General features: G+C 63.1%; 21 protein-coding genes. 20 read left to right on the top strand and 1 reads right to left on the bottom strand.

The window, feature by feature from the left end:
- Positions 1-8 precede the first annotated feature (8 nt).
- The 4 genes from yajC to PTT45_RS18230 all read left to right on the top strand — a co-directional run bounded on the left by yajC (position 9) and on the right by PTT45_RS18230 (position 3,929).
- On the top strand, positions 9-350 hold the full coding sequence (gene yajC / locus PTT45_RS18215) for a preprotein translocase subunit YajC (RefSeq protein ID WP_273815190.1): 342 nt from the start codon (positions 9-11) through the stop codon (positions 348-350).
- A 60-nt stretch (positions 351-410) separates the two neighbouring features.
- A complete protein-coding gene (gene secD, locus PTT45_RS18220) occupies positions 411-2,282 on the top strand; it encodes a protein translocase subunit SecD (protein ID WP_273815191.1) in 1,872 nt (623 codons plus the stop codon).
- A gap of 13 nt (positions 2,283-2,295) precedes the next feature.
- The gene (gene secF, locus PTT45_RS18225) at positions 2,296-3,210 is read left to right on the top strand and encodes a protein translocase subunit SecF (protein ID WP_273815192.1); all 915 of its coding nucleotides are present in this window, start codon (positions 2,296-2,298) and stop codon (positions 3,208-3,210) included.
- Positions 3,211-3,389: 179 nt separating this feature from the next.
- Positions 3,390-3,929 (top strand): glycine zipper 2TM domain-containing protein, encoded by a 540-nt coding sequence (locus PTT45_RS18230; protein WP_273815194.1) that lies wholly within the window; start codon positions 3,390-3,392, stop codon positions 3,927-3,929.
- A gap of 53 nt (positions 3,930-3,982) precedes the next feature.
- Here PTT45_RS18230 and suhB read toward each other — a convergent pair whose 3' ends face one another.
- Positions 3,983-4,798, bottom strand: coding sequence for a type III secretion system regulator SuhB (suhB, locus tag PTT45_RS18235; RefSeq protein WP_273815196.1), 816 nt, complete (start codon positions 4,796-4,798; stop codon positions 3,983-3,985).
- Between the two features lie 149 nt (positions 4,799-4,947).
- On the opposite strand from suhB, the gene trmJ reads away from it, so the two are divergent.
- From trmJ to hisS, 16 genes are all read left to right on the top strand, one after another.
- Positions 4,948-5,727, top strand: coding sequence for a tRNA (cytosine(32)/uridine(32)-2'-O)-methyltransferase TrmJ (trmJ, locus tag PTT45_RS18240; protein WP_273815197.1), 780 nt, complete (start codon positions 4,948-4,950; stop codon positions 5,725-5,727).
- The gene (gene cysE / locus PTT45_RS18245; protein ID WP_273815198.1) at positions 5,720-6,499 is read left to right on the top strand and encodes a serine O-acetyltransferase; all 780 of its coding nucleotides are present in this window, start codon (positions 5,720-5,722) and stop codon (positions 6,497-6,499) included. Before trmJ ends, cysE begins: the two co-directional genes overlap by 8 nt.
- A 135-nt stretch (positions 6,500-6,634) precedes the next feature.
- Complete coding sequence (gene iscR / locus PTT45_RS18250) at positions 6,635-7,126, top strand: Fe-S cluster assembly transcriptional regulator IscR (protein WP_273815200.1); 492 nt, start codon at positions 6,635-6,637, stop codon at positions 7,124-7,126.
- A 31-nt stretch (positions 7,127-7,157) separates the two neighbouring features.
- Positions 7,158-8,372 (top strand): IscS subfamily cysteine desulfurase, encoded by a 1,215-nt coding sequence (locus tag PTT45_RS18255; protein ID WP_273815202.1) that lies wholly within the window; start codon positions 7,158-7,160, stop codon positions 8,370-8,372.
- 48 nt (positions 8,373-8,420) lie between these two features.
- Positions 8,421-8,807: a Fe-S cluster assembly scaffold IscU gene (gene iscU / locus PTT45_RS18260; RefSeq protein ID WP_273815204.1), complete on the top strand. Its 387-nt coding sequence runs from the start codon at positions 8,421-8,423 to the stop codon at positions 8,805-8,807.
- Positions 8,808-8,823: 16 nt separating this feature from the next.
- A complete protein-coding gene (iscA, locus tag PTT45_RS18265) occupies positions 8,824-9,147 on the top strand; it encodes an iron-sulfur cluster assembly protein IscA (RefSeq protein ID WP_192318379.1) in 324 nt (107 codons plus the stop codon).
- 8 nt (positions 9,148-9,155) lie between these two features.
- Positions 9,156-9,677, top strand: a complete 522-nt coding sequence (hscB, locus tag PTT45_RS18270) for a co-chaperone HscB (RefSeq protein ID WP_273815207.1) — start codon at positions 9,156-9,158, stop codon at positions 9,675-9,677.
- A gap of 42 nt (positions 9,678-9,719) precedes the next feature.
- Positions 9,720-11,588: a Fe-S protein assembly chaperone HscA gene (gene hscA, locus PTT45_RS18275; RefSeq protein ID WP_273815208.1), complete on the top strand. Its 1,869-nt coding sequence runs from the start codon at positions 9,720-9,722 to the stop codon at positions 11,586-11,588.
- The gene (gene fdx, locus PTT45_RS18280; protein ID WP_273815209.1) at positions 11,588-11,929 is read left to right on the top strand and encodes an ISC system 2Fe-2S type ferredoxin; all 342 of its coding nucleotides are present in this window, start codon (positions 11,588-11,590) and stop codon (positions 11,927-11,929) included. The genes hscA and fdx overlap by 1 nt, the downstream gene beginning before the upstream one ends.
- A 14-nt stretch (positions 11,930-11,943) precedes the next feature.
- On the top strand, positions 11,944-12,144 hold the full coding sequence (gene iscX / locus PTT45_RS18285; RefSeq protein ID WP_273815212.1) for a Fe-S cluster assembly protein IscX: 201 nt from the start codon (positions 11,944-11,946) through the stop codon (positions 12,142-12,144).
- Between the two features lie 94 nt (positions 12,145-12,238).
- Positions 12,239-12,670 (top strand): nucleoside-diphosphate kinase, encoded by a 432-nt coding sequence (gene ndk, locus PTT45_RS18290; RefSeq protein ID WP_090442892.1) that lies wholly within the window; start codon positions 12,239-12,241, stop codon positions 12,668-12,670.
- A gap of 24 nt (positions 12,671-12,694) precedes the next feature.
- Complete coding sequence (gene rlmN, locus PTT45_RS18295; RefSeq protein ID WP_273815215.1) at positions 12,695-13,840, top strand: 23S rRNA (adenine(2503)-C(2))-methyltransferase RlmN; 1,146 nt, start codon at positions 12,695-12,697, stop codon at positions 13,838-13,840.
- A gap of 14 nt (positions 13,841-13,854) precedes the next feature.
- The gene (gene pilW / locus PTT45_RS18300) at positions 13,855-14,616 is read left to right on the top strand and encodes a type IV pilus biogenesis/stability protein PilW (RefSeq protein WP_273815217.1); all 762 of its coding nucleotides are present in this window, start codon (positions 13,855-13,857) and stop codon (positions 14,614-14,616) included.
- A complete protein-coding gene (locus tag PTT45_RS18305) occupies positions 14,616-15,656 on the top strand; it encodes a RodZ domain-containing protein (protein WP_273815219.1) in 1,041 nt (346 codons plus the stop codon). The genes pilW and PTT45_RS18305 overlap by 1 nt, the downstream gene beginning before the upstream one ends.
- 8 nt (positions 15,657-15,664) lie before the next feature.
- Entirely contained in the window at positions 15,665-16,777 is a 1,113-nt protein-coding gene (ispG, locus tag PTT45_RS18310) for a flavodoxin-dependent (E)-4-hydroxy-3-methylbut-2-enyl-diphosphate synthase (RefSeq protein ID WP_273815220.1), read from the top strand.
- 12 nt (positions 16,778-16,789) lie between these two features.
- Positions 16,790-18,076 carry a histidine--tRNA ligase gene (gene hisS / locus PTT45_RS18315; protein ID WP_273815221.1) on the top strand — a complete coding sequence of 429 codons (1,287 nt, stop codon included), beginning with the start codon at positions 16,790-16,792 and terminating at the stop codon, positions 18,074-18,076.
- Positions 18,077-18,088: the final 12 nt, after the last annotated feature.

The following is an 18,088-nucleotide window of genomic DNA, read 5'->3' on the forward strand; positions in this document are numbered from 1 at the left end:
AGTTTTCCATGAGCTTTCTGATTCCCGCCGCCTACGCTGACGCCGCCGCTCCGGCCGCTGCCGCCGGCCCTGCCGGTACCGGTTTCGAGTGGGTTTTCCTGATCGGCTTCCTGGTCATCTTCTATCTGATGATCTGGCGTCCCCAGGCCAAGCGCGCCAAGGAGCACAAGAGCCTGCTCGGCGGCCTGCAGAAGGGCGATGAGGTCGTGACCAGCGGCGGCATCGTCGGCAAGGTCACCAAGGTCACCGATGACTTCGTGGTGGTCGAGATCGCCGACAACGTCGAGCTGAAGTTCCAGAAGCAGGCCATCGCGGCGACTCTGCCGAAGGGCACTCTGAAGTCCATCTAACGATTCTTCGTTCACCATTACGGGGCGCCTAAGGCGCCCCGTGTCATAACGGGCGGCGTCATGCTCAATAAATATCCTCTGTGGAAGTACCTGCTGATCCTGGCTGTACTGACGGTCGGCTTCATCTATTCCGCACCCAACCTGTATCCGGACGATCCGGCCATCCAGATCACTGGTGCCAGCTCGGCGCTGGAGATCGGTCAGGGCGATCTGGATCGCGTCAGCAAGGCGCTGACCGATGGTGGTATCGCGGTGAAGTCCGCCAACCTTGGCGAGAAGCAGGGCCAGGGTGCGCTGCTGCGTCTGACCAAGCAGGAAGATCAGCTGCCGGCCAAGGAGCTGGTGCGCAAGCTGCTCGGTGACGAGTACGTGGTGGCCCTCAACCTGGCGCCGACCACTCCGCAGTGGCTGCGCAACCTGGGCGCCGGCCCGATGAAGCTCGGCCTGGACCTGTCCGGTGGTGTGCACTTCCTGTTGGAAGTGGACATGGACAAGGCCATGGACGCGCGCATGAAGGTCTACGAGAGCGAGATCAAGAGCCTGCTGCGCAAGGAGCGGATTCGCTACCGCAGCCTGCCGCAACAGGACGGCGCCGTTCAGCTGGGCTTCGCCGACAGCGAGTCGCTGGAGCAGGCCCAGGCCCTGATTCGCAAGAGCTTCAACGACTTTGCGCTGACCACCGTGAGTCGCAACGACCAGCAGGTGCTGCGTCTGGCGCTGACCGAGGCCAAGCGCGCGGAAATCCGCGAATATTCGATCAAGCAGAACCTGACCACCGTACGTAACCGGGTCAACGAGCTGGGCGTGGCTGAGCCGCTGGTACAGCGCCAGGGCGCCAACCGCATCGTGGTCGAGCTGCCGGGCGTGCAGGACACTGCCGAAGCCAAGCGTATCCTCGGCAAGACCGCCAACCTGGAGTTCCGCCTGCAGGCCGAGCCGGATGCCGCGCGTGCCTCCACCGAACCCTTCGAGTTCCGCGAGTCGGGCCGTCCGGCCGTGGCGCTGGAGCGCAGCCTGATCATCACCGGTGACCAGGTCACCGATGCCCAGGCCAGCTATGACGAGAATGGTCGTCCGCAGGTGAACATTCGCCTCGATGGCCATGGCGGCGAGCTGATGAATCGCGCCACCCGCAACAACGTCGGCCGCAGCATGGCGGTGATCTTCATCGAGCAGAAGCCGCTGACCCGCTACGTCAAGCAGATGGTCGACGGCGTCGAGAAGGAAGTGGCGGTGCCCTCCTTCAAGGAAGAGAAGAAGATCATCAGCCTGGCGACCATCCAGTCCGCGCTGGGTAGCCAGTTCCGCATCACCGGCCTGAACGGCCAGGGTGAGTCCTCCGAACTGGCCCTGTTGCTGCGTGCCGGTGGCCTGGCAGCGCCGATGTACTTCGCCGAAGAACGCACCATCGGCCCGAGCCTGGGTGCCGACAACATCGCCAAGGGTATCGATGCGTCGATCTGGGGCATGATCTTCGTGTCCATCTTCATCATCGCCATCTACCGCTTCTTCGGTGTGCTGGCGACCGTGGCCCTGGCCTTCAACATGGTCCTGCTGCTGGCGCTGATGTCCGCGCTGAGTGCGACGCTGACCCTGCCGGGCATCGCCGGTATCGTGTTGACTATGGGTATGGCGGTGGACGCCAACGTGCTGATCTTCTCGCGGATACGCGAGGAAATCGCCAACGGTATGTCGGTGCAGCGCGCCATCCACGAAGGCTTCGATCGTGCCTACTCGGCGATCCTCGACGCCAACCTGACCACCCTGCTGGTCGGCGGCATCCTGTTCGCCATGGGCAGTGGCCCGGTCAAGGGCTTCGCCGTGACCATGTCGCTGGGTATCGTCACTTCGATGTTCACCGCCATCATGGTGACCCGCGCGATGGTCAACCTGATCTTCGGCGGTCGCGACTTCAAGAAGCTGTGGATCTAAGGGGCAGCCAGTCATGAAACTCGGAACTATCAACTTCATGGGTATACGCAATCTTGCGTTTGCCCTGACCATGCTCCTGACCCTCGTCGCCCTTGGCAGCTGGTTCTTCAAGGGGCTCAACTTCGGTCTCGACTTCACTGGCGGCAGCCAGATCGAGCTGAGCTACGACAAGCCGGCCGACCTCGGTCAGGTGCGTGAGCAGCTGGCTGCAGCCGGTTACGCCGATGCTGTGGTGCAGAACTTCGGCGCCACCACTGATGTGGTGGTGCGTCTGCAGGGCGATGACCCGCAGCTCGGCAACCAGGTGGCGGCGGCGCTGAAGGCCGCCAGTGGCGACAGCTCGCTGCAGGTTAAGAAGGTCGAGTTCGTCGGTCCGGCCGTGGGTGAGGAGCTGCGCGACCAGGGCGGCCTGGGCATGCTGCTGGCCCTGGGCGGCATCCTGATCTACGTGGCCTTCCGCTTCCAGTGGAAGTTCGCCGTCGGTGCCATCCTCTCGCTGGTGCACGACGTGGTTGTGACCATGGGCATCCTGTCGTTCTTCCAGATCACCTTCGACCTGACGGTGCTGGCGGCGGTGCTGGCGATCATCGGCTACTCGCTGAACGACACCATCGTGGTATTCGACCGGGTGCGCGAGAACTTCCGCGTACTGCGCAAGGCCAGCCTGATCGAGAACATCAACATCTCGACCACGCAGACCCTGCTGCGTACCATCGCCACCTCGGTTTCGACCCTGCTGGCGATCGTCGCTCTGCTGGTGTTCGCCGGTGACAACCTGTGGGGCTTCTCCATCGCCCTGTTCGTTGGGGTGCTGGCCGGTACCTACTCGTCGATCTACATCGCCAACGTGGTGTTGATCTGGCTGAACCTGACCAGCGAGGATCTGATCCCGCCGGCGGTCGCCGAAGAGGTGGACGAGCGTCCCTGAGGCGCTCCTCCGAATGTCAGAAGCCCGGCCCAGTGCCGGGCTTCCTGCTTTAATGGTGTGCGCTTCGTCGCACTTGTCGCGTCGGGACTGTAGCGAGCCGGGAACTCGCTTCGTTCGATTCGATCCAAGGCAGGGAGTAGGGCATGAAAGCCCGGCAACCGAAGTCTGTGGAGGACCCCATGAATAAATCAATGATCGTAGGTGCAGTGCTGGGTGCGGTGGGCGTAACTGCCGGCGGCGCCGTTGCCACCTATAGCCTGGTGGGCGGCCCCCAGTACGCCGAGGTGTTGGCCGTAAAGCCGATCAACGAAACCATCAAGACCCCGCGTGAGGTCTGCAAGGACGTGGCGGTGACTCGTCAGGCGCCGGTCAAGGACCAGCATCAGATCGCCGGTACCGTGCTCGGCGCCGTGGCTGGCGGCCTGCTGGGCAACCAGATTGGTGGCGGCAACGGCAAGAAGATAGCCACCGTGGCGGGTGCCGTCGGTGGTGGCTATGCCGGTAACAAGGTGCAGGAGGGCATGCAGGAGCGTGATACCTACACCACTACCGAGACTCGCTGCCACACCGTGACCGATACCAGCGAGAAGCTGGTTGGCTACGACGTGAAGTACCAGTTGGATGGCAAGGTTGGCCAGGTCCGCATGGATCGTGATCCGGGCTCGCAGATCCCGGTCAACAAGGAAGGTCAGCTGGTGCTGACGCAGGCCGCCCAGTAATTCTGGCAGAAACAAAAAAGCCGCCCTTGGGCGGCTTTTTCATTGGCTGGCGATCAGCGCTTCATCGACGGCGCCAGGTGCGGCTGGATGGCAGTCAATACGGCCTTGAAGCACTTGGTGTTGCCGGCAACGATCTGACCCTTCTCGAGGAAGTCGTGGCCACCATTGAAGTCGCTGATCAGGCCGCCTGCTTCCTGGATCAGCAGGGCGCCAGCGGCCATGTCCCACTCAGACAGGCCGAACTCCCAGAAGGCGTCATAGCGGCCGGAGGCGACGTAGGCCAGGTCCAGGCTGGCGGCGCCAGCGCGGCGGATGCCGGCGGTCTGGCCGACCAGGCTACGGAACATGCCCAGATAGTTGTCCAGGTTGTCGACTTGGTCGTTGCGGAATGGGAAGCCGGTGCCGAGCAGCGCGCCGTCCAGGCTCTTGCGGTTGCTGACGCGGATGCGACGACCGTTGACGGCGGCGCCACGGCCGCGGCTGGCGGTGAACTCTTCCTGGCGCACCGGATCGAGCACCACGGCGTGTTCCAGGCGGCCGCGGTATTTGCAGGCGATGCTCACGGCGAAGTGCGGCACGCCGCGCAGGAAGTTGGTGGTGCCGTCCAGCGGGTCGATGATCCACTGGTAGTCGGCGCCTTCGCCGGTGCCGGCGATGCTGCCGCCTTCCTCGCCGAGGAAGCCGTGGGTCGGGTAGGCCTTCTGCAGCGCCTGGATAATGGTCTGCTCGGCGGCACGATCGACTTCGCTGACGTAGTCGTGGGCATCCTTCTCGTTGACCGAGATGACGTCCAGGCGTTCGACGGAGCGGATGATCAGTTCGCCGGCACTGCGCGCAGCGCGCAGCGCGATATTCAGCATGGGCTGCATGGAAGGTTACCTGGGGTCGTTAAAGAGGAAAGCCGGCCATTCTAGCAGACTAGCTTTTTCTGTGCAGCCAGGCTGTTTCCGTGCATGGCGCTGTGCGGGGGCATTCTGTAACATTCATGGCCCTTTTCGCATTTTCAGCGGAGCTGGCGTTGCTGCAGAACATTCGCGTCGTCCTGGTTAACACCAGTCATCCCGGCAATATCGGCGGTGCCGCGCGGGCCATGAAGAACATGGGCCTGTCGCGTCTCGTGCTGGTCGATCCGGAAGACTTCCCCAGCAGTGAGGCGGTTGCCCGTGCCTCCGGTGCTACCGATATTCTCGATAATGCGGTGGTGGTCAAGACGCTGGAGGAGGCTCTGATCGGTTGTAGCGTGGCGCTGGGTACCAGTGCTCGCGATCGACGCATTCCCTGGCCGCTGCTGGACCCGCGCGAATGCGCGACCACCTCGCTGCAGCATGTGGCGCAGGGTGGCGAGGTTGCGCTGGTGTTCGGTCGGGAGTACGCCGGCCTGACCAATGATGAGCTGCAGCGCTGCCAGTTCCATGTGCATATTCCGTCCAATCCGGATTTCAGCTCGCTGAATCTGGCGGCTGCGGTGCAGGTGCTGGCCTACGAGGTGCGTATGGCCTGGCTGGCGGCCGAAGGGCAGCCGACCAAGATGAACAAGCTGGAAACCACGGCGATGCTCAATACTCAGCCGGTGACCACGGATGAGCTCGAGCTGTTCTACGGTCACCTCGAGGGCACGCTGGTCGATATTGGTTTTCTTGACCCTGCCAGTCCGCGTCACCTGATGTCTCGCCTGCGGCGCCTGTATGGTCGCGCTGGTGTGAGCAAGCTGGAAATGAACATCCTGCGCGGCATTCTGACCGAGACCCAGAAAGCGGCGCGCGGCGAGTCCCCTAAGCGGAGAAAAGACGATGTTTGAGCGTGTGCGCGAAGATATCCAGAGCGTATTCCATCGTGATCCGGCGGCGCGCAATGCCTTCGAGGTAGTCACCTGCTATCCGGGGCTGCACGCCGTGTGGCTGCATCGTGTCGCTAATGCTCTGTGGGGTCGTGGCTGGAAGTGGCTGGCGCGTCTGGTGTCGAACTTCGGGCGTTGGCTCACTGGCATCGAGATTCACCCAGGGGCGAAGATCGGTCGCCGTTTCTTTATTGACCACGGCATGGGCATCGTCATTGGCGAGACGGCCGAGATCGGTGATGACGTCACCCTCTATCAGGGCGTGACCCTGGGTGGCACGAGCTGGAACAAGGGCAAGCGCCACCCGACGCTAGGTGATGGTGTGGTGGTCGGTGCCGGCGCCAAGGTGCTCGGGCCGTTCACTGTGGGTGCTGGCGCCAAGGTCGGCTCCAACGCTGTGGTGACCAAGGAAGTGCCGCCGGGGGCGACCGTGGTCGGTATTCCGGGGCGGATCATCGTCAAGAGCGATGACGAGCAGGAGGCCAAGCGCCAGGCCATGGCGGAGAAGCTCGGCTTCGATGCCTACGGCGTCGGTCAGGACATGCCGGACCCGGTGGCGCGCGCCATTGGCCAGTTGCTTGACCATCTGCATGCAGTGGATGGGCGGCTGGAAGGGATGTGCTCGGCGCTGAAGGAGCTGGGTAGCGATTATTGCGCCAAGGACCTGCCTGCTCTGCGCGATGAGGATTTCGCCGACGTCTGCAAGGAGCAGGGCGACAAGCCGGCTGCCTGACTACTAAATAGTCTGCTATCATTCGCGCCCCGCACTGAGCCTAAATCCGACTGTTTTAATCGGTCTTATAGTTGACCTAAATAGTCGGAAAAGGCGATACTTGCGGCAACTCAGCTCACTCGTGGTGCGAATGCCATGCGTCTGACCACCAAAGGTCGCTACGCCGTCACTGCCATGCTCGATCTGGCGCTGCATGCCCAGAGCGGGCCTGTGTCGCTGGCGGATATCTCCGAGCGGCAGGGCATTTCCCTGTCCTATCTGGAGCAGCTGTTCGCCAAGTTGCGCCGTGGCAACCTGGTTAGCAGCGTGCGAGGCCCTGGCGGCGGCTATCAGCTGTCGCGCGATATGCGAGTGATCCAGGTGGCCCAGGTGATCGACGCGGTGAACGAGTCGGTCGATGCCACCCGTTGCCAGGGTATGGGCGATTGCCATTCTGGTGACACCTGCCTGACCCACCATCTGTGGTGCGACCTCAGTCAGCAGATTCACGAATTCCTTAGCGGCATCAGCCTGGCTGATCTGGTGACCCGGCGCGAAGTGCAGGAAGTTGCACTGCGCCAGGATCAGCGTCGCCGCAATGGCAGGATGCCGCAGCTGGACAAGATCGAAGCGTCCGCCATCGAGTGAGCAGGGCGCCTGCCTGAATAGGAGATACCTGATGAGATTGCCGATTTACCTCGATTACTCCGCCACCACTCCGGTTGACCCGCGCGTGGCGCAGAAGATGAGTGAGTGCCTGCTGGTGGATGGCAATTTTGGCAACCCGGCATCGCGCTCCCACGTGTTCGGCTGGAAGGCCGAAGAGGCGGTCGAGAACGCCCGTCGCCAAGTAGCCGAGCTGGTCAATGCCGACCCGCGCGAGATCGTCTGGACCTCCGGTGCCACCGAGTCCGACAACTTGGCCATCAAGGGCGTCGCGCACTTCTATGGCAGCAAGGGCAAGCACATCATCACCTCGAAGATCGAGCACAAGGCGGTGCTGGACACCACCCGCCAGCTGGAGCGCGAAGGCTTCGAAGTGACCTACATCGAGCCGGGCGAAGATGGTCTGGTGACTCCGGCCATGATCGAGGCCGCGCTGCGTGAGGACACCATTCTGGTGTCGGTCATGCACGTCAACAACGAGATCGGCACCATCAACGACATCACTGCCATCGGTGAGCTGACTCGCTCCCGCGGCGTGCTGTTCCATGTCGATGCTGCCCAGTCCACCGGCAAGGTGGAGATCGATCTGGAGAAGATGAAGGTCGACCTGATGTCCTTCTCCGCGCACAAGACTTATGGCCCGAAAGGCGTCGGCGCCCTTTACGTACGCCGCAAGCCGCGCGTGCGCCTGGAGGCCCAGACCCATGGCGGTGGCCACGAGCGCGGCATGCGCTCCGGCACCCTGGCCACGCACCAGTGCGTCGGCATGGGCGAGGCGTTCCGCATCGCCAAGGTTGAGATGGCGCAGGAAAATCAGCGCGTACTGGCCCTGCGTGATCGCTTCTACAAGCAGCTCGAAGGCATGGAAGAGCTGTACGTCAACGGCAGCCTGACCCAGCGCGTGCCGCACAACCTCAACCTCAGCTTCAACTACGTCGAAGGCGAGTCGCTGATCATGGCGCTCAAGGACCTGGCGGTCTCCTCCGGTTCCGCCTGTACCTCCGCGTCGCTGGAGCCGTCCTACGTGCTGCGCGCCCTGGGCCGCAACGACGAGTTGGCGCACAGTTCGATCCGTTTCACCTTCGGTCGCTTCACCACCGAGGAAGAAGTCGATTACGCGGCCAGTAAAGTGGCCGATGCGGTGAACAAGCTGCGTGATCTTTCGCCGCTGTGGGACATGTTCAAAGAAGGTGTCGACATCTCCAAGGTCGAATGGCAGGCACATTGATTTTTGAGTCGCCTGTAGAGCGGCACCTGATGAGAGAGGATTTGCAACATGGCATACAGTGAAAAGGTCATCGACCATTACGAAAACCCGCGCAACGTCGGCAAGATGGATGCCGAGGATCCGAATGTCGGTACCGGCATGGTCGGTGCTCCGGCGTGCGGCGACGTGATGCGTCTGCAGATCAAGGTCAATGACCAGGGCGTTATCGAAGACGCCAAGTTCAAGACCTACGGCTGCGGTTCGGCCATTGCCTCCAGCTCCCTCGCTACCGAGTGGATGAAGGGCAAGACCCTGGACGAGGCCGAGTCGATCAAGAACACCCAGCTGGCCGAAGAACTGGCCTTGCCGCCGGTGAAGATTCACTGCTCCGTGCTCGCCGAAGACGCCATCAAGGCTGCCGTGCACGACTACAAGCAGAAGAAAGGTCTGCTCTGATCCCTGAGGAGTCGCTATGGCCATCACCATGACTGAATCCGCCGCTCGCCACGTGCAACGCTCCATCGACGGGCGCGGCAAGGGCGAGGGCATTCGCCTTGGCGTGCGCACCACCGGCTGCTCGGGCCTGGCCTATGTGCTGGAGTTCGTCGATGAAGTCGCTGCCGAAGACCAGGTGTTCGAAAGCTTCGGGGTCAAGGTGATCATCGATCCGAAGAGCCTGGCCTATATCGACGGCACCGAGCTGGACTTCGTCCGTGAAGGCCTCAACGAGGGCTTCAAGTTCAACAACCCCAACGTGCGCGGCGAATGCGGCTGCGGCGAGAGCTTCAACGTCTGAGGCTGGTTGTGGGTAGTCCCTGTCATTTCGCCCTGTTCGAGCTGCAGCCCGAGTTTCGTGTAGACCAGGCGCAGCTGTCTGCGCGCTATCGCGAGCTGGTCAAGGCCGTGCACCCGGATCGCTTCGCCGATGCCGGCGAGCGCGAACAGCGCCTGGCGCTGGAGCAGTCCGCGCGCCTCAACGAGGCCTACCAGACCCTGAAGAGCGCGCCGCGTCGTGCGCTCTACCTGCTGGCGCTGGGTGGTCGCGAGCTGCCGCTGGAAGTGACGGTGCAGGATCCCGAGTTCCTGCTTCAGCAGATGCGCTGGCGCGAGGAGCTGGAGGACCTGCATGACAGCGCCGACCTGGCTGGCGTGGCGACCTTCAAGAAACGTCTGAAAGCGGCTCAGGATGAGCTGGACCAAGGTTTTTCCGCCTGCTGGAACGATGCTGCAAGACGCGAAGAGGCCGAGCGCCTGGTGCGTCGCATGCAGTTCCTCGACAAGCTGGCTCACGAAGTGCGCGATCTGGAAGAGCGCCTCGACGACTAACCCGGCGCAGCTCCGCGCTGCGCGCCTGATACCTAGAGCACCATGGCCCTACTGCAGATCGCCGAGCCCGGGCAGAGCCCGCAACCCCACCAACGCCGTCTGGCGGTGGGTATCGACCTGGGTACCACCAATTCGCTGGTCGCTGCCGTGCGCAGTGGTCTGTCCGAGCCGCTGGTCGATGCCGAGGGCGGTGTGATCCTGCCGTCTGCGGTGCGCTATCACGCCGATCGCGTCGAGGTGGGCGCATCCGCCAAGGCTGCCGCTGCGCAGGACCCGCTGAATACCATATTGTCGGTCAAGCGCCTGATGGGGCGTGGCGTCGCGGACGTCAAACAGCTCGGTGACCAGCTGCCGTATCGCTTTGCTGTGGGCGAGTCGCACATGCCGTTCATCGAAACGGTGCAGGGTGCCAAGAGCCCGGTAGAGGTGTCTGCGGAAATTCTCCGTGCCCTGCGCGAGCGTGCAGAGGCGTCGCTGGGTGGTGAGCTGGTCGGGGCGGTGATCACCGTGCCGGCCTATTTCGATGACGCTCAGCGCCAGGCCACCAAGGATGCGGCGCGCCTGGCCAATCTCAACGTGCTGCGCCTGCTCAACGAGCCTACCGCTGCCGCCGTGGCTTACGGCCTGGACAAGGGCGCCGAGGGTGTCGTGGCCATCTATGACCTGGGTGGCGGTACCTTCGATATTTCCGTGCTGCGCCTGACTCGTGGCGTGTTCGAAGTGCTGGCGACCGGCGGCGACAGCGCGCTGGGTGGTGATGATTTCGACCATGCCATTGCCGGCTGGATCATCGAACAGGCCGGTCTGTCCCATGATCTCGATCCGGCTGCCCAGCGCCGCCTGCTGCAGGCTGCCTGTGCGGCGAAAGAGGCGCTGACCGAGGCTGAGGCCGTTGCGCTGACTCATGACGGCTGGTCGGGTGAGCTGACTCGTGCGCAGTTCCAGGCGCTGATCGAGCCGATGATCGCGCGCAGCCTCAAGGCCTGCCGTCGTGCGGTGCGCGACGCGAACATCGAGATCGAAGAGGTCGAGGCGGTGGTCATGGTCGGCGGTTCCACCCGCGTGCCGCGTGTGCGCGAGGCGGTGGGTGAACTGTTCGGGCGTGCGCCGCTGACCGATATCGATCCGGATCAGGTGGTGGCCATCGGAGCCGCCATCCAGGCCGACACTTTGGCTGGCAATCAGCGTGGCAATGGCGAGGAGCTGTTGCTGCTTGACGTGATTCCGCTGTCCCTGGGGCTGGAGACCATGGGCGGGCTGATGGAGAAGGTCATTCCGCGCAACACCACTATCCCGGTGGCGCGGGCCCAGGATTTCACTACCTATAAAGATGGCCAGAGCGCCATGGCTATCCAGGTGCTGCAGGGCGAGCGCGAGCTGGTCAAGGACTGCCGCTCCCTGGCGCGCTTCGAGCTGCGTGGCATTCCGCCCATGGTCGCTGGTGCGGCGAAGATTCGCGTGACCTTCCAGGTCGACGCCGACGGCCTGCTCAGCGTTGCCGCGCGCGAGCTGGGCTCCGGGGTGGAGGCCAGTATTCAGGTCAAGCCGTCCTACGGCCTGACTGATGGTGAGATCACCCGTATGCTGCAGGACTCGTTCAGCAATGCCGGTGGCGACAAGGCGGCCCGCGCGTTGCGCGAGCAGCAGGTCGATGCCGAGCGTCTGATCGAGGCTGTGCAAGCGGCGCTGGGGGTCGATGGTGAGCGTCTGCTGAGCGAGGAGGAGAGGGTTGTCATCTCCTCGGCCATGGACGAGCTGCGTAGCCTGACTGCTGGTGATGACATCCAGGCCATCGAGCAGCAAACCAAGCGCCTGTCGCAGATCACCGACGCCTTTGCTGCCCGGCGGATGGATGCCACCGTCAAGGCTGCCCTGTCCGGGCGCCGACTCAACGAAATCGAGGATAACTGATGCCACAGGTCATTTTTCTGCCGCACGAGAAGTTCTGTCCTGATGGCATGGTTGTAGAGGCCGAGCCGGGTACTTCCATTCTCGAGCTGGCCCACGAACACCACATCGAGATGGAAAGCGCCTGCGGCGGTGTCTGTGCCTGCACCACCTGCCACTGCATCATCCGTGAGGGTTTCGACTCGCTGGAAGAGGCTGATGAGCTGGAAGAGGACTTCCTCGACCGGGCCTGGGGGTTGGAGCCGCAGTCGCGCCTGGCTTGCCAGGCGGTCGTCGGAACCGAGGACCTGACCGTGGAAATCCCGAAATACTCGCTCAACCACGCCGCCGAGGCGCCGCACTGATCCAAGGAGCTGTCATGAGTCTGAAGTGGGCTGATGTGCTGGATATTGCCATCGAACTGGCCGATAGCAAGCCGGATATCGATCCGCGCTACGTCAATTTCGTCGATCTGCACAACTGGGTGCTGGCTCTGCCGGATTTCGCCGACGATCCGCAGCGTGGCGGTGAGAAGGTGCTGGAGGCCATTCAGGCGGCCTGGATCGACGAACTCGACTGAGTGGCGGCGCCCTCGGGGCGCCGCCCTACGCATTTCCCTCTAACCCGCGTATAATTCGCGGGTTTAATTTTTCGCTTTAACTCTGGAGCTTCAAATGGCTGTTCAACGTACTTTCTCCATCATCAAGCCGGATGCCGTTGCCAAGAACGTCATCGGTGAAATCACCACCCGTTTCGAGAAGGCCGGCCTGCGCGTCGTCGCTTCCAAAATGGTTCAGCTGTCCGAGCGCGAAGCTGCTGGCTTCTACGCCGAGCACAGCGAGCGCGGCTTCTTCAAGGACCTGGTTGCCTTCATGACCTCCGGTCCAGTCATCGTCCAGGTTCTGGAAGGCGAAGACGCCGTCCTGAAGAACCGTGAGCTGATGGGCGCCACCAACCCGAAAGAAGCTGCTGCCGGCACTATCCGCGCCGACTTCGCCGTTTCCATCGACGAGAACGCCGTACACGGTTCCGATTCCGAGGCTTCCGCCGCTCGCGAAATCGCGTACTTCTTCGCCGCCACCGAGGTGTGCGCTCGCATTCGCTAAGTGCGAACCAGCGAGGGTGAATCCATGACTGATGTAGCCAAGACCAACCTGCTGGGGCTGACCCAGCCCGAGATGGAAAGCTTCTTCGAGAGCATCGGGGAAAAGCGTTTCCGTGCCGGTCAGGTCATGAAGTGGATTCACCATTTTGGCGTCGAGAATTTCGACGCCATGAGCAATCTCGGCAAGGCCCTGCGCGAAAAGCTCAGCGCCTGCGCCGAGATTTGCGGTCCCGAGATCGTCAGCCAGGACATCTCCAGCGACGGCACCCGCAAGTGGGTGGTTCGCGTGGCGTCCGGCAGTTGCGTCGAGACCGTGTACATCCCGCAAGGCGGCCGTGGCACCCTCTGTGTGTCGTCCCAGGCTGGCTGTGCGCTGGATTGCAGTTTCTGTTCCACCGGCAAACAGGGCTTCAACAGCGACCTGACTGCCGCAGAGATCATCGGCCAGGTGTGGATCGCCAATAAGTCCTTCGGCACCGTTCCGGCCAAGATCGATCGAGCCATCACCAACGTGGTGATGATGGGCATGGGCGAGCCCCTGCTGAATTTCGACAATGTCGTACCGGCCATGCAGATCATGATGGACGACCTGGGCTACGGCATTTCCAAGCGCAAGGTGACCCTGTCCACCTCTGGCGTGGTGCCCATGATCGATAAGCTGGCGACCGTCACCGACGTGTCCCTGGCCCTGTCGCTGCACGCACCGAACGACGAGCTGCGCAACCAGTTGGTGCCGCTCAACAAGAAGTATCCGCTGGAAGTGCTGCTGGCGGCGTGCCGTCGCTACATCGAGGGTCTGGGCGAGAAGCGCTTCCTGACCGTCGAGTACACCCTGCTCAAGGACGTCAACGACCAGCCGGAACACGCTGCGCAGATGATCGCACTTCTCAAGGATTTTCCTTGCAAGATCAATCTGATTCCGTTTAATCCCTTCCCCTTCTCCGGTTACGAACGGCCGAGCAACAACGCCATCCGTCGCTTCCAGGACCTGCTGCACAAGGCCGGCTTCAACGTCACCGTCCGCACCACGCGTGGCGACGACATCGACGCTGCCTGCGGGCAACTGGTCGGCCAGGTGCAAGACCGCACCCGGCGCAGCGAGCGTTATATCGCCGTACGTCAGCTGGGCAGCGAGGCCGCAGAGCCTCGCGATGCTGCCAACCGAAACTGAAGGGGAGGAACTCCATGACCTTGCGCGCTGCGCTCTATCTGTCTCTTGTCTGCCTGTTGGCAGGGTGTGTGAGAATCGGTGGGTCGGTCGATCCGCTAAGCACGGACAAAGGGCGAGATGCGGCGCGTGATGCCTATATCCAGCTCGCGCTTGGGCACCTTCAGCAAGGCGCCACGGAGAAGGCCAAGGAGCCCCTGAAAAAGGCGCTTGAGCTGGATTCGTCCAGTTCTGATGCGCATGCGATGCTGGCCTTGGTATTCCAGCAGGAGATGGAGCCGGGGCTCGCCGACCAGCACTATAAGAAGGCTATTTCTCTTAGCCGGGGCGAGGCTCGCCTGCACAACAACTATGGTGGCTTCCTCTACGAGCAGAAACGCTACGCAGATGCCATGGAGCAGTTCACTGTCGCGTCTCAGGACACTCTCTACCCTGAGCGCTCCAGAGTATTCGAGAACCTTGGGCTGACCTCGCTGCAGATGGGGAAGCGCGACCAGGCCAAGGCCTATTTCGAGCGGGCCCTGCGCATGAACAGCAATCGCCCCATTGCGCTCCTGCAGATGGCGCAGCTGTCATTCGATAGCGGGCAGTATGTGCCTGCCCGTAGCTATTACGTGGAATATGGCAAACATGCCAAGCAGACTCCGCAGAGCCTGCTGCTGGGCATTCGCCTCTCCAAGATCTTCGAAGACCGCGACCAGGCTGCCAGCCTCGGCTTGCAGATGAAACGCCTCTATCCGGGTACCCCGGAATACCAGCAATACCTGTCGGAGCAGTGATGAAAGCCTCGCATCCTGAAGTTGTAGCCGCGCACCGGGCCAACCCCGGAGAGACGCTGCGCAAGGTACGCGAAAGCAAGAACCTGGCGCTCAGCGATGTGGCCGTGCAGCTCAACCTGACGGCGCAGGCACTGCGCAATCTTGAGGCAGGCGCATTCGATCAGTTGCCGGGGCACACCTTTGCCCGTGGCTACGTGCGTGCCTACGCCAAGCTGATGGCGATGGACCCGGATCAACTGGTCACCGAGTTCGACCAGTACACCGGTACCGACGCGAGCGGCAGTAGCGTTTCCAGCTTGGCCCGCATCGAGGAGCCAGCTCGGGTATCGCAAAGTCTGGTGAAGCTCTTCAGCGTGGTTGCCCTGGTCGCGCTGGGTGGTGTCGGCTTCATCTGGTGGCAAGGCCAGAGCCAGCGCCTGGGTGTCGAGACGGCTGGTGCCGGTATCGAGCACGTCGAGGTCGAGGGCGCTGATGGCACCACCGAGATTCACCCCCTGGCCGAGCCGGAAGATCAGGCCGTAGCCGAAGCTCAGGCCGAGGCGACGCTCGAAGAAATGCCGCCGATGGCCGATCCGGCGCAGCAGCCCGAAGAGGCTGGTTCCGCTGTTGAGCGTGCGCCGCAGGCCGAGGCTCCTCAGGCTCCCGTTGCCAGCGAAACCGTAGTACCCGTCGCCCCGGCGGCCCCTGTGGTCAGCCCCGCGCCAGCCACTGCGCCGGCGGTCCCGCCTGCCGCCCCTGCCGCGGAAACCATCGCCCCGGCTGCACCGGTCGCTTCCACTCCGCTGGCGCCCGCCGCGGGAGAGGCGCTGGTCAATCTGCAGTTCACCGCCGACTGCTGGACCCAACTGACCGATGCCAACGGCAAGGTGCTGCTCAGCGCCCTCAAGCGCCGTGGTGACAGTGTCGAACTGGTTGGCAAGGCTCCGCTGGAGCTGCGCCTGGGCTACGCCCGCGGTGCCGTGGTGCTGGTCAATGGCCAGCCGGTCGATGTCGCTTCTTCCACCCACGGTGAGACCGCCCGCCTCAAACTGGGGCAGTGAGCCAGAACATGCATTGCGAATCCCCCATCAAGCGTCGCCTGTCCCGCAAGATCTGGGTCGGCTCGGTTCCGGTCGGCGGCGATGCGCCGATCGCCGTGCAGAGCATGACCAACACCGAGACCTGTGATGTGGCCGCTACCGTCGACCAGATCCAGCGCCTCGAAGCCGCCGGCGCCGATATCGTGCGCGTCTCGGTACCGTCCATGGAGGCCGCTGAGGCCTTCGGCCAGATCAAGCGTCTGGTCAACCTGCCGCTGGTTGCAGACATTCACTTCGACTACCAGATCGCCCTGCGCGTGGCCGAGCTGGGCGTCGATTGCCTGCGTATCAATCCGGGCAATATCGGTCGCGAAGACCGGGTCAAGGCCGTGGTCGAGGCTGCGCGCGACAAGGGCATCCCGATCCGCATCGGCGTCAACGCCGGTTCGCTGGAGAAGGACCTGCAGAAGAAATACGGTGAGCCGACGCCCGAGGCGCTGGTCGAGTCCGCACTGCGCCATGTCGAGCATCTGGACCGTCTGAACTTCCCCGACTTCAAGGTCAGCGTGAAGGCCTCCGACGTGTTCATGGCCGTCGAGGCCTACCGCCTGCTGGCCAAGCAGATCGAGCAGCCGCTGCACCTTGGTATCACCGAGGCCGGTGGCCTGCGTTCGGGCACCGTCAAGTCGGCGGTCGGCCTGGGCATGCTGCTGGCCGATGGTATCGGCGACACCATCCGCATCTCCCTGGCCGCCGATCCGGTGGAGGAGATCAAGGTCGGTTTCGACATCCTCAAGTCTCTGCGTCTGCGCTCGCGCGGCATCAACTTCATCGCCTGCCCGAGCTGCTCGCGGCAGAACTTCGATGTGGTCAAGACCATGAACGAGCTGGAGGCGCGGGTCGAAGACCTGCTGGTGCCGCTCGACGTCGCCGTGATCGGCTGCGTGGTCAATGGCCCGGGTGAGGCCAAGGAGGCGCATATCGGCCTCACTGGCGGCACCCCCAACAATCTGGTCTACATCGACGGCGCACCTGCCTCGAAGCTGACCAACGACAATCTGGTGGACGAGCTGGAGAAGCTCATCCGCCGCAAGGCGGCCGAGAAGGTCGAGGCCGAAGCGGCCGTGATCGCCCGCGGCTGACAAGGAATATTCGTGAGCAAGTCCCTGCAAGCCATTCGTGGCATGAACGACATCCTGCCGGAGCAAACGCCAGCCTGGCGCTACCTGGAAAGTACCCTGGTCAGCCTGCTTGACGGCTACGGCTACAAGGAAATCCGCCTGCCCATCGTCGAATACACCGAGCTGTTCGCCCGCGGTATCGGCGAGGGCACCGACGTGGTCGACAAGGAGATGTACACCTTCCTCGACCGTAACGAGGAGTCCCTGACTCTGCGTCCGGAAGGTACTGCGGGCTGTGTGCGCGCCGTGCTCGAGCACGGCATGACCGGCGGCGGCCAGGTGCAGAAACTCTGGTACGCGGGCCCGATGTTCCGCTACGAGAAGCCGCAGAAGGGCCGTTATCGCCAGTTCCACCAGATCGGCGTGGAGGTTTTCAACCTGCCCGGCCCAGACGTCGATGCCGAGCTGATCGTGCTCACCGCACGCCTGTGGCAGAAGCTCGGCCTGACCGACGCCGTGACCCTGCAGCTCAACAGCCTGGGCTCCAGTGAGGCGCGCGGCGCCTATCGCGAGGCGCTGGTGGCTTATCTGCAGGAGCGCTTCGAGCATCTCGACGAAGACAGTCAGCGTCGCATGTCGACCAACCCGCTGCGTATCCTCGACAGCAAGATCGCCGAGACCCAAGCGCTGCTGGTCGATGCACCGCGCCTGCACGATTACCTGGATGCCGAGTCCGTTGCGCACTTCGAGGGCCTCAAGGCTCGCCTGGACGCGGTCGGCATTCGCTACGAGATCAACCAGAAGCTGGTGCGCGGCCTGGATTACTACAGCCGCACTGCCTTCGAGTGGGTCACCGACAAGCTGGGCTCCCAGGGCACTGTCTGTGGCGGCGGTCGCTACGACGGCCTGATCACCCAGTTCGGCGGCAAGCCGACCCCGGGTGTCGGCTTCGCCATGGGTGTCGAGCGCCTGGTCCTGCTGCTGGAAACCCTGGGGCTGCTGCCGGAAGAGCTGAACAGTCCGGCAGACCTGTATCTGTGCGCCTTCGGCGAGGCGGCCGAGCTGGCCGGTCTGGGCCTGGCCGAGCGCCTGCGCGACGCCATCCCTGGCGTGCGCCTGCTGGTGAATTCCGGCGGTGGCAGCTTCAAGAGCCAGTTCAAGAAGGCCGACAAGAGCGGCGCGCGCTTCGCCCTGATTCTGGGTGAGGACGAACTGGCTGCCCGCGTGGTAGGTTGCAAGTCCCTGCGCGACGACGCACAGCAAGAGACCATTGGCTGGGATGCACTACCGGCGCATCTGGCCGCCTGCCTGCAGGCCTGAGAACAAAGCGAA

It is taken from the genome of Pseudomonas sp. Gutcm_11s (assembly GCF_028649395.1).
In the GTDB taxonomy this organism is placed as follows: Bacteria; Pseudomonadota; Gammaproteobacteria; order Pseudomonadales; family Pseudomonadaceae; genus Aquipseudomonas.

Excerpts from the sequence above, each read along its gene's own strand:
- hscA (WP_273815208.1), top strand. The coding sequence starts at position 9,720 with ATGGCCCTACTGCAGATCGCCGAGCCCGGGCAGAGCCCGCAACCCCAC.
- iscX (WP_273815212.1), top strand. The coding sequence starts at position 11,944 with ATGAGTCTGAAGTGGGCTGATGTGCTGGATATTGCCATCGAACTGGCC.
- iscA (WP_192318379.1), top strand. The coding sequence starts at position 8,824 with ATGGCCATCACCATGACTGAATCCGCCGCTCGCCACGTGCAACGCTCC.
- suhB (WP_273815196.1), bottom strand. The coding sequence starts at position 4,798 with ATGCAGCCCATGCTGAATATCGCGCTGCGCGCTGCGCGCAGTGCCGGC.
- PTT45_RS18230 (WP_273815194.1), top strand. The coding sequence starts at position 3,390 with ATGAATAAATCAATGATCGTAGGTGCAGTGCTGGGTGCGGTGGGCGTA.
- fdx (WP_273815209.1), top strand. The coding sequence starts at position 11,588 with ATGCCACAGGTCATTTTTCTGCCGCACGAGAAGTTCTGTCCTGATGGC.
- PTT45_RS18255 (WP_273815202.1), top strand. The coding sequence starts at position 7,158 with ATGAGATTGCCGATTTACCTCGATTACTCCGCCACCACTCCGGTTGAC.
- iscU (WP_273815204.1), top strand. The coding sequence starts at position 8,421 with ATGGCATACAGTGAAAAGGTCATCGACCATTACGAAAACCCGCGCAAC.
- PTT45_RS18305 (WP_273815219.1), top strand. The coding sequence starts at position 14,616 with ATGAAAGCCTCGCATCCTGAAGTTGTAGCCGCGCACCGGGCCAACCCC.
- secD (WP_273815191.1), top strand. The coding sequence starts at position 411 with ATGCTCAATAAATATCCTCTGTGGAAGTACCTGCTGATCCTGGCTGTA.
- rlmN (WP_273815215.1), top strand. The coding sequence starts at position 12,695 with ATGACTGATGTAGCCAAGACCAACCTGCTGGGGCTGACCCAGCCCGAG.
- iscR (WP_273815200.1), top strand. The coding sequence starts at position 6,635 with ATGCGTCTGACCACCAAAGGTCGCTACGCCGTCACTGCCATGCTCGAT.
- ispG (WP_273815220.1), top strand. The coding sequence starts at position 15,665 with ATGCATTGCGAATCCCCCATCAAGCGTCGCCTGTCCCGCAAGATCTGG.
- yajC (WP_273815190.1), top strand. The coding sequence starts at position 9 with ATGAGCTTTCTGATTCCCGCCGCCTACGCTGACGCCGCCGCTCCGGCC.
- secF (WP_273815192.1), top strand. The coding sequence starts at position 2,296 with ATGAAACTCGGAACTATCAACTTCATGGGTATACGCAATCTTGCGTTT.
- ndk (WP_090442892.1), top strand. The coding sequence starts at position 12,239 with ATGGCTGTTCAACGTACTTTCTCCATCATCAAGCCGGATGCCGTTGCC.
- cysE (WP_273815198.1), top strand. The coding sequence starts at position 5,720 with ATGTTTGAGCGTGTGCGCGAAGATATCCAGAGCGTATTCCATCGTGAT.
- pilW (WP_273815217.1), top strand. The coding sequence starts at position 13,855 with ATGACCTTGCGCGCTGCGCTCTATCTGTCTCTTGTCTGCCTGTTGGCA.